The organism is Marinagarivorans sp., from assembly GCF_982758155.1.
Window position 1 is genome coordinate 1 of the sequence record NZ_CEXWTU010000188.1, and the last position, 10,081, is coordinate 10,081.

Here is a 10,081-nt window from a genome sequence, read left to right on the forward strand (position 1 = left end):
TACTCTTACTGGCTGGCCAATACGCGCCATTCGCAAACACTTTGCCCGCAACTTGCGAAAGCCGTACAGGAAGCCCTTGACCTGAGCTATGGCTCTGCAGGCGCGCGCACGATCGTCGATGTTATGGGTGTCCCAGATTGGGACCCTACCGCAAAATCGCTTATTCTAGCGGAACAACTTTAACAAGCAAATACGGCAAACCCGGAAGCGTATTGGGTGACGCCCTAACAAATGATCTGAGACACCCCAAACTCTGGCGAATAACCTCGGATAAATAGAGCGAGTAAAAGATAAGGCACCCAAAACAGGAGCTTATCCACTAAACAGCTCAAACAACCGATACGGGTAGGGCCTTAGCGGCTTGTATTATGGGTGTCCTCGATGATGTAAGCGAATGACACCACTTTTAGCCGTTGGCGACTTTAATTGGCGAAGCCAATATATCCCATCAACTCCCCAGCCGCTCTTGAAACACCAATTGAATAAAATCAACAAATGCCTTCACCTTGGGAATATTCAGCTTGTGCTTAGGGTACAGTGCGTAAACATCAACATCGGGCATACTCCACGCCGGTAATACTTGCGTTAGCTGGCCATTGCTTACTTCATGCTGGCACATGTAATCGGGAATAATTGCCAATCCCAGTCCTTCAATAACCATTTGCTTTAAAATTAAAAAATCATCGATGCGCATTTTTGGCTCTAGGTTTAATTCATACTCTTGTTGTTTCGATTTTAATAATAATCCACCACGATTTTGCACACTGCTCATAAATAAAAACACCTGCCGCTGTAATTGGTTAACCGAGGTTATCTGATCACGTTGCTCTAAGTATTCAGGACTGGCGTAAATACGCCGTGATACTTTGCCTAATCGCTTTGCTATTAGGCGTGAATCGTCTAGTTTCCCGATTCGAATAACCATATCAAATCCCTCTTCGATAAGATCAACTCGTCTGTTCAGCAGATCCAACTGTAAGTTTATTGCAGGATGTTGATGCATGAATTTACCTAATACGGGCTTAAGGATTTCATGCCCCATGCCGACCGAAGCACCAATGCGTAATTGGCCTTCTACTTTATCTAAAATTTGACTAATCGACGCATCTGCTAACTCTACTTCCTGATGGATGCGACGACAATGCGCAAGATAACGTTCGCCAGCTTCGGTGATATGTTGAGATCGCGTGGTTCGCTCCAATAAGGTCACGCCCAAACGTTCTTCTAACCTAGAAACCTTCCTACTCAGGTTTGCTTTTGGAATATTTAACCAATCCGCTGCCAACGTAAAACTACCTGCGTCGATTACGGCAAGAAATAACATCATGTCGTTAAGGTCTTTGGTTTTTTCCATTGACAGCTCATTGTTGTTGTAAGTGGAACAATGTTTTCAATACCACCCTATTTATCGAACAATACTAGCCCTCTAGAATGTCTCCATCAAGAGAACAAAACAACCCAACAGACAAATAGACGGAGTTAAGCATGAAAGTATTATCAAGAGATTCATTAGTATTAGGTGGTTTTGCAGGAATTCAGGAGCACAGATTAGTAACCGATAGTCGTATTTTTTCTGATCGTAAAAAGCCAGAAACCTTTGAAGGCTTAGGCAATATGGTTTACCTGGCAGATGCTAAATACAACCCTAAGGGTGAATCAGGTATGCATCCACACAGTGAAATTGATGTTATTTCCGTGATTATTGAAGGACGCGTTAGCCACGAAGGTTCAATGGAGCATGGCAAAGACTTAGTCGCTGGTAATGTTCAGGTACAACGTGCCGGTGGGGAAGGATTTGATCATAATGAAATCAACCCCGACAACAGGAAAAATAGAATGCTGCAAGTATGGGCCTTGCCTGACGTAAAAGGCCAGCCTGCATCCTATAAATTTTATAATCCTAAATTAAACGGTGTGACCCGTATTTATGGTGGCAACAAAAACCAATCAGACACTTTTGACAGCCAAACTATTATTGACATAGTGCACCTGAAGACGGGTGAAAATATTCAACTTAACGGCGAACAGCTAACGTATGTGATTAATGGTGATGCCGTTTTAAATGAATTATCAAGCGGCGAAATGAGCAGCAGCCACAAAGCGCAAGAGGGAGATTTGATACGTAGTCTGGATGCAAAAATTATCGCTAAAAGTGACTTACATATGCTTATTGTTAGCACACAATCTTAGCCTAAGGAATCACATCATGCATGCTAACTTAAACACAAAGCAACCTCCTAATAAACATATTATGGCGTTAATTACTTTTATAGTATTGGTACCGTTGGTGTATTTTATTCCTTACGTTATTGCGCAATTTCTGCCTGCCATTAAATGGGTAAATGTAGTGGTCGCCGTGGCTATTATAGTGCCTATTATCTCTTACGTGGTTATGCCAATTGCTGATTCTTTTTTGTCGAATAAAAAGAGTCTTTGATGAAAAAGTAGGGGACACTCTTGAACGGCTTAATGGGTGAACAGATTTAGTGTGTCACTACAGTATTAGATTGAAGAGAACGCTTGTGGCAGTAATTATTCCGAGCCCTCAATGACCGCGCGCCTTTTTGCCATATTGTAATAAATTGTACGCTCCGCCGTTTCAATTGCGTGGCGCTGATATACTCATTCTCTAATTTATCAATGCTATTAATTAAGAAGGACGCTATGAAATTACTAAATGGAGCGGCTTTGGCCGGATTAGTATTTTGTTTGGTTGCTTGTGGTGGCAATGAAGAGCGTGGCGATTACGTTTCGGCAGAGTACGAGCAAGCTAAAATGCGTTGGGAAGCGCAAGGCGTCGACAACTATCGGCTTGAATTAAGTGCCAGCGGAGGTACGTCCTCTCTTAATATTATATATGCTAGTAAGCTGAGTAGTGCGTACAAGTCACCGAGTGATTCGGCATCGCGACCTTATTCCGAAGTGAATAGTGACTACCCCTTTACTCTTACTATTGAGCAGTTGTTTCAGTTTGTACAAGATTTATCTGCCGGTAACGAACTCGCAGGCATGGTGACCTACAATGTTGAATATGGTTACCCTGAGCTTGTCGACTATTTTGATAATAGTGGTGCGTTAGTTCAGTTACAGGTACTACAGTTCTATAGCCCTGAAAGCGACATTCAGCGATTACAAGATAACAAAGCAACGTGGCTTGCGGGCAATAATGGTAATTATCACATGACGATGAAGCAATTCTGCGGTATTTGTGATGTACAACCCGACGTCCATAGTGATGTTGCCGATTTCACGAATGTAAGCTTAATGTTTGACGGTAATGGCAGTGGCAATCTCCCATTAAGTGGTTATCCCACTACAATTTCCGCCTTCTTTGATCGTGTTATTTCTGCTGCGTCCAATTTGGAATCGGAGTTGTCTTACCAGCTGCATGCTGACGGTTACATCAAAGCCTATTCAAGCAGAACACCCTTCGGCACTAACGATGGGGGCGGCAGCCTTGAGGTGCTTAGCTTGACGCGGTCCCCTTGAGTCCTGATAGCTCGTTATTTTATGTCTGTATTTTACTTGTGAACTAAGCGGACAGACACTCTAAATTTTAACAAAAAGGCCATCCTCACCAGAGGATGGCCTTTTTTGTTTGTGTCTCTAGTAAGGGGGCTTAAAACCGCCGCAATGATCTGGGACGCCCCAAACTCTGGCGAATAACCTCGGATAAATAGAGCGAGTAAAAGATAAGGCACCCAAAACCGGAGCTTACCCACCAAAACGCGCGCATAAAAAAAGAGCCCCGAAGGGCTCTTTTTTCTTGTCCAACTATTGCTCCACTAGGGGAGCAATTAAGGTATAAGCTTAGTCACAACCGATACGTGTTGGGCCTACAACCACGTCATCAATCCACACTGTATTCATAGCGCCTTTATAGGTGCGCATGCCGATACGAATTTGATCAAAGTTGCCCGTGGGTATTTGATTAGGGCTTGGGTGGGTTAATACGTCGTTGTAAGCCAACTCGCCATCTGCCCATAGTGCGCCTTTTTGAGTATCTGGATCCATCATCCACTCAACACAAACCCACTTATCAACCGCGCTGTAGTAACTGAACTTAGTCGGTGAATCTAGGCCACCCTCATTACCATTGGCATCAACATTGAGGATATATTTCATCATGGAAAGATCATTACCCGCCAAGTTAGTATCCACCACGCGTACTGGATGGCCAGAATTAAGCTGAAGCAATTCCACCAAGGTAATATGCAAGTAGTTGGTGGTTTGTAAGTTGGCGCCCATTTGATAATACATACGACCCCAGTGCTTAGTGGGTATGCCTGAATAGGTTATGTAGCCAGAGCTGCCGTAATCCATCCCTTGCGCTTTAAGCGCTTTTGAACCACTGCGAGCTTTAGCGCTATTTACGGTAGGCGATACGCCATCGTAACTCCAGCCATCCGGAATACCACCCTCGGCAACATCTTCAAAATCTAAACAAACAAAATTGTCAGTGCCATCACAAGGATTGGGTGGAACGATAATTTCGCCTTTAGCACCATTAACACTCGTGACTAAAATACCGCTTAAGGTCGCTAAGTTAGCGGATGCAGAGAACTCAACCGTCAGACTACCGTCATTGACATTAATATCATTAAGCGAGTAAGTAATCGCCTGCAAACGACCATGACTATCAAATAGGTCTACGTTATTCATTACAACTTTATTCTCTGCTGTAGCAGACATCAGCCGAGTTCCAGCCGCTTCGGCGTACTCTTCTGCAAAGTATAAAGTAATGTTGTATTCACTCGCGGTAACCGGCAATTCAAAGGTAAAGTTACCATAACGCTGCGATTGGAAAAGAGCGTCTTCGTTCGTGCCATTGATATTAGCGGTAATAGTATTAGTCCCGTTTGTAGCACCACCCACTTGCGGGCTTAAAGGCCCTGCTGGCTCATAAGTTACACCATCATAAGTAGTCGATTCGGTACCTCCCACATTAATGGCATAAACGACTTTCTGGTCGCCACCTGCAGGAGCCGACGATGAACTTGCTGCTATCGAAGAAGAACTTACAGGCGCAGAGCTTGAAGACTCGACGCTATCAGCACACCAATCCCAGCCAGCTGCGTCATACAAATAAGCCGCTACGGCTTCTGATTCCTGTTGAACCGAATTTGCACCGATTAAATAGGCACTCATATATTTTTCAATAAACACATCGAGTTCCGCTTCGCTATGACCATCCTTTTTATGCTCGTAGGGCGAATCTATGATGTTAATGGGTGTATTACCATTGGTCACTGTGCCGCTTGGCGAGCCATGGCAGGTTGTGCAATTAAGCCCTGCACCACCCGTGTAATTACGCGCTCCCTCTTCAATGAGTGCATCACAACGATTAGTTTCGCTGGAAGCCGCAACAGAAGAGCTGCTCATAACACTTGAGGAGCTCGACATCGCAACAGAGCTTGATGACATGACGCTGCTAGAGCTGGGCGCCTCACTCGAAATAGCATCACTACTATTGCCGTTAGATGAACCTGGCGGGGTTGTATTACCGGTGCACGCAACACTGAAGACAGCGGCGGCTAGAATGGGGAGGGTCTTACGCATAGTGGGCCTGCATGTATTATTGTTGTATTGGCTTCGCGCGACGGCGAAGGAATTATCACAACCTATTCTATCGTTGACTGCCGCCACTTAAAGTGAACCATGCCCATTACAAACCGTGATCCAATACCGAGTTATGACATATAAATGGTTTGGCATGGCGGAAATACTCGTTATGGCGGGTGGGAACACAAGACGATTAAAATAACAATAAGGTGTTCTTTTTTTGCTCAAATCTACGCCTAGCAAGGCTCAATGCCAGAATAATTTAGATTTTAACTATCAGGGCTATTCTTTTAATTTATTTTAACTACTGCTTGATTTTGACTATTCTAATCAAACACAAATACGAACAGCCCAAAGGCAACACACCATGAAAACAGTTCCTAACGTTACTTTTAAGACCCGAGTTCGCGACGCCAGCATCCAACACGAAAACCCTTTCCGCTGGCAGGATGTGACCACAGCCGATATCTTCGCCAATAAAAGTGTCGTGATTGTCGCTTTACCCGGCGCCTTCACCCCAACGTGTTCAAGCACTCACTTACCCGGCTACCAAGCCAAATACGACGAGTTGAAAGCCCTTGGCATTGATGAGGTTTATTGCTTAAGCGTTAACGATGCCTTCACTATGTTCCAGTGGAGCAAGAACCTGGGTGTAGACAATATAAAAATGTTGCCCGATGGTAACGGCGACTTCACGCGCGGTATGGGTATGTTAGTGAAGAAAGAAAACTTAGGCTTTGGCGACCGCTCTTGGCGCTACAGCATGCACGTAGTCGATGGCCAAATACGTGCGCAATTCATCGAGCCCGGTTTAATGGACAACTGCCCGGAAGATCCATTTGAAGTGAGTGATGTAGATACCATGTTAGGCTACTTAAAAAAAGCCTAGCGCTTTACCTCAACAGAACAACAACCAAAAGGGGCTTATACTTAAGCCCCTTTTCTATACATGCATAAAAAATTTAAGGATTCCATAATGACCTATGACTACGACTTATTCGTAATTGGTGCCGGATCAGGTGGTGTGCGCGCGGCGCGAATGTCGGCAAGCTACGGGGCGAAAGTGGCCATTTGCGAAGACAAGTACATGGGCGGAACCTGTGTGAATGTAGGCTGTGTACCCAAAAAGCTTTATGTCTATGCAGCTGAGTATTCTAAACAAGTGAAAAACGCCAAAGGTTTTGGCTGGTCAACACCGGCCCCGAGTTTTGATTGGGCCACACTGCGCGACAATAAAAAAGACGAGATAAAACGCCTTAATGGTATTTACGAAACTATTTTAGGCTCTGCTAATGTCAGCCTTATTGAAGGCCGCGGAAAAATTATTGATGACCACACCGTAGAGGTGAACGGTAAACACTACTCCTGTGAGCGAATTCTTATTGCCGTAGGCGGCTGGCCTTTTGTACCCGACCTGCCCGGCCGTGAACATGTTGTTAGCTCCAATGAGATTTTTGATTTAGACACATTCCCTAACGATATTGTGGTTGTCGGCGGAGGTTATATTGCCGTCGAATTTGCGGGGATTTTTAACGGCTTAGGGGCAAATGTTCACCAGCTTTACCGTGGTGATTTATTCCTGCGCGGGTTTGATCAAGAAGTGCGTGAATTTGCCGCGCAAGAAATTGCCAAGCAAGGCGTCGATCTACAATTTAATACTGATGTTACCGCCATCGAAAAACAAAGCGACGGGCGCTTAGCTGTAACACTCAACAACGGCACAACGATTACAACCGATGCCGTGCTTTACGCCACCGGCCGCAAGCCGCACCTGGATAACTTATTTGCCGACGGTATTAGTATCGATTTAGCCAAAAGCGGTCACGTTGCCGTTAACGATAAATTCCAAACATCCATACCGAGTATTCTTGCCGTGGGCGATGTTACTGGAGGCATGGAGTTAACGCCGGTCGCATTAGAAGAAGGCATGACGCTAGCCAGACATTATTACAATCAACAGCCCTGTGACATTGATTACAGCAATATTGCCACCGCCGTTTTCTGCCAACCCAATATTGGTACTGTGGGGATGTCTGAGGAACAAGCGCGGGAAAAACATAACAATGTGCAAAAATACCGCAGTGAATTTCGCGCGCTTAAACACACCTTAAGTGGCTCGGACGAACGCACATTAATGAAGCTATTAGTCGATGGCGATACCGATAAAATACTAGGCGCCCATATGGTCGGGCCTGATGCTGGCGAAATTATGCAGGGCCTAGCCATCGCGATAAAAGCGGGTGCAACCAAAGCTGTTTTTGATGCCACCGTAGGCATTCATCCCACCGCCGCAGAAGAGTTTGTAACCATGCGGCAGCCGGTTTAAGCGCTGACAGTGCCGCAATAAGGGACGAGGCAATAATAGTTTATCCAATTAGGCGAAGAGATCGACTTTCTTATCGAGGCGCTTAAAGGGGCGCATGCCGGGGCATGTAACGCTTTGAGCAACGAAGGTAAGGAGGCCGATATCAAGCATTAGTGGATGAAATATTGTTTCCTCGTCCCTAAAGACCGTGTCTGTGGTTTTTATTGCGGCTAGATTCACGCATTTTCATTCAAGATTAAATAGATGGCTTTACGCGATACAAGCTCTCAAAATCATCACTAGTTTACCGCTGAAAATTACAATCGGTATACGCTTGTAGCGTTAAAGAACCTAAGCCGTCTTCAAGACTAAAGCCAGCTGTTCAAAGGTAACGCCGCCCCAGCCCGTTACCATAAAGTTACGAATATTGGCGTGGTCACTACCTTCTGGGTTTTCCAGTACATCTTTTCGATAATAATCACCAAAGCACGCCAGTGTTTGCTCGGGTGTTAATGTCTGTAGTTTTGCAAAAGCAAATAGTTTACAAGAGCCTTCATTACTGCCCGCAGAATTAACCACATCACCATTAGTAAATGTTGTTGGTGTGTAATTGTAGTATTGCTCAACAATATCCATGGTTTGCTTAAAAGTTATGGTGCTTGGCGACTGCTGTAGTTGTGATAAAAAGGTTTCGATATTCATGTGTATCTCATAATAAAATTGGCTTAGGAATTTATTGCACAAAAAATAAGGCGCCAATAAGCACCTTATTTTTATACTCAGTTTTATTTACACACCACCCAATCGAGCCAACTGCTCTTGAGCGGCTTTACCCACATCACCTTGATCGGATGCGGCGACATTAAAATACTGCTTCGCCATGTTTTTATCGCCATCCTGCAATGCGATTTCACCTAAGTAATAATTGGCTTGTGCTGTAGGTAACAAACGTAGGCTGGAAGCAAGGTATCTTTTTGCATCAGCTTTGTTGCCAACTTCTTTTGCACTAATGCCCGCCATTAATTGAGGTAGGAAATACGTTGGATTTTTTTGCGCCGCCTGAGTAAAAGCTTGATAAGCATTTTGCGGATCTTTTTGTGCTAACAAAAGCTGACCTTTTGTTATGTAGAACAATGCTTCTTTAGGCTGCTTTTTGATGGCTTGGTCTACCATATCAAGCGCTTTGCCTAAATCTTTATTGTTAGCATATTTAATAGCTTGCGCTTGCAAATCATAAGCAGCCTGATCTTTTCGCAACTGCTTCGTCGCTGCATCAAAAGCCGCTTTGTTTCGCTTACCCGATTTACCCTCTGCATAACCACTGTTGCGGCTTACGCGCTCACCGGAAGGTGGGTGGCTGGCAAATAGGTTACTCATGAAGTCGCCGTCGTTACCATTTTTTAATGCTAAGAATTTTTCTTGCAGTTCAACGGCACCTTTCGGGTCGTAACCCAAACGCTCCATGTATTTAACACCGTGCTCATCCGCTTCTAATTCATCATCACGACCATAGTGCGCATTTAATGCACCGCTACCATATTGGCTACCCATCATTAATAATTCGCCATATTGAGTATTCTGCGCAACAGCACCCAACGCCATATTGCCCATACCTATAAATGTTTGGCGCGTCATTTGGGCCGCTGAATGGCCGGCGGCAGCATGTACAATTTCGTGGCCAATAACGGCAGCTAATTGTGCTTCATCATCTAACATTGTAATAAGCCCGCGATTCACCGCGACCTTGCCACCGGGTAATGCCCAGGCATTAGGTGTGCCATCGTTTAACACAACAAATTCGTAAGGCAATTCAGGTTGATCACTCACCGCCGCTAATTTTTTACCCACACTAGTCACATAACGCGTTAAACCCGGATCAACGGTATACTGCCCGCCTTGCTGTTGCTGATACGGTATATAGCTTTTTTCACCCGTAGCGATTTGCTCGCCAAGCGACATGAGGACAATTTCTTTATTGCCCGTTACTGGGTTGGTCGCTAAACAACCCGTCAATACAATCGGGGCGGCCAATAGTGCAAGAATGCGCATGAAAATCTCCTAAACAGAAGTCATATATGGGTTGAGGGGCGAGGAAAAAATACTTTATCCAATAATACTTGTCTCCTGCTTCCTCAGCGGCGTTGCTCAAAGAGTTACAGGCCTCGGTAACTGCTCCACGACATAATGCTCCTGCAATGTCTAATAAGGGGCTCC

At 44.8% G+C, this 10,081-nt stretch carries 10 protein-coding genes; 6 read left to right on the top strand and 4 right to left on the bottom strand.

Translation table 11 applies throughout. The features are described 5' to 3' along the window. The coding region (locus tag AC3A8L_RS16395; protein ID WP_487963352.1) for a hypothetical protein at positions 1–183 on the top strand (183 nt) is incomplete at its 5' end. A 265-nt stretch (positions 184–448) separates the two neighbouring features. Here the strand turns inward: AC3A8L_RS16395 and AC3A8L_RS16400 are convergent. Next, positions 449–1,354, bottom strand: a complete 906-nt coding sequence (locus AC3A8L_RS16400) for a LysR family transcriptional regulator (RefSeq protein WP_487963353.1) — start codon at positions 1,352–1,354, stop codon at positions 449–451. A 131-nt stretch (positions 1,355–1,485) separates the two neighbouring features. Between AC3A8L_RS16400 and AC3A8L_RS16405 the strand changes: the two genes are divergently transcribed. The 3 genes from AC3A8L_RS16405 to AC3A8L_RS16415 all read left to right on the top strand — a co-directional run bounded on the left by AC3A8L_RS16405 (position 1,486) and on the right by AC3A8L_RS16415 (position 3,489). Continuing rightward, positions 1,486–2,190 carry a pirin family protein gene (locus AC3A8L_RS16405; RefSeq protein ID WP_487963354.1) on the top strand — a complete coding sequence of 235 codons (705 nt, stop codon included), beginning with the start codon at positions 1,486–1,488 and terminating at the stop codon, positions 2,188–2,190. A gap of 16 nt (positions 2,191–2,206) precedes the next feature. Continuing rightward, complete coding sequence (locus tag AC3A8L_RS16410; protein WP_487963355.1) at positions 2,207–2,437, top strand: hypothetical protein; 231 nt, start codon at positions 2,207–2,209, stop codon at positions 2,435–2,437. A gap of 227 nt (positions 2,438–2,664) precedes the next feature. Beyond that, positions 2,665–3,489 (top strand): DUF6174 domain-containing protein, encoded by an 825-nt coding sequence (locus AC3A8L_RS16415; protein ID WP_487963356.1) that lies wholly within the window; start codon positions 2,665–2,667, stop codon positions 3,487–3,489. Between the two features lie 321 nt (positions 3,490–3,810). Here the strand turns inward: AC3A8L_RS16415 and AC3A8L_RS16420 are convergent, their stop codons facing one another. Then, the gene (locus AC3A8L_RS16420; protein WP_487963357.1) at positions 3,811–5,559 is read right to left on the bottom strand and encodes a malectin domain-containing carbohydrate-binding protein; all 1,749 of its coding nucleotides are present in this window, start codon (positions 5,557–5,559) and stop codon (positions 3,811–3,813) included. Positions 5,560–5,929: 370 nt separating this feature from the next. Between AC3A8L_RS16420 and AC3A8L_RS16425 the strand changes: the two genes are divergently transcribed. Together AC3A8L_RS16425 and gorA are read left to right on the top strand one after the other, a co-directional pair. Continuing rightward, positions 5,930–6,451, top strand: a complete 522-nt coding sequence (locus tag AC3A8L_RS16425; RefSeq protein ID WP_487963358.1) for a redoxin family protein — start codon at positions 5,930–5,932, stop codon at positions 6,449–6,451. A gap of 87 nt (positions 6,452–6,538) precedes the next feature. Continuing rightward, the gene (gene gorA / locus AC3A8L_RS16430) at positions 6,539–7,888 is read left to right on the top strand and encodes a glutathione-disulfide reductase (protein WP_487963359.1); all 1,350 of its coding nucleotides are present in this window, start codon (positions 6,539–6,541) and stop codon (positions 7,886–7,888) included. Positions 7,889–8,218: 330 nt separating this feature from the next. On the opposite strand, the gene AC3A8L_RS16435 is transcribed toward gorA, so the two are convergent. Then, positions 8,219–8,569 carry a HopJ type III effector protein gene (locus tag AC3A8L_RS16435; protein ID WP_487963360.1) on the bottom strand — a complete coding sequence of 117 codons (351 nt, stop codon included), beginning with the start codon at positions 8,567–8,569 and terminating at the stop codon, positions 8,219–8,221. An 87-nt stretch (positions 8,570–8,656) separates the two neighbouring features. Next, positions 8,657–9,916: a M48 family metalloprotease gene (locus AC3A8L_RS16440; protein WP_487963361.1), complete on the bottom strand. Its 1,260-nt coding sequence runs from the start codon at positions 9,914–9,916 to the stop codon at positions 8,657–8,659. Positions 9,917–10,081: the final 165 nt, after the last annotated feature.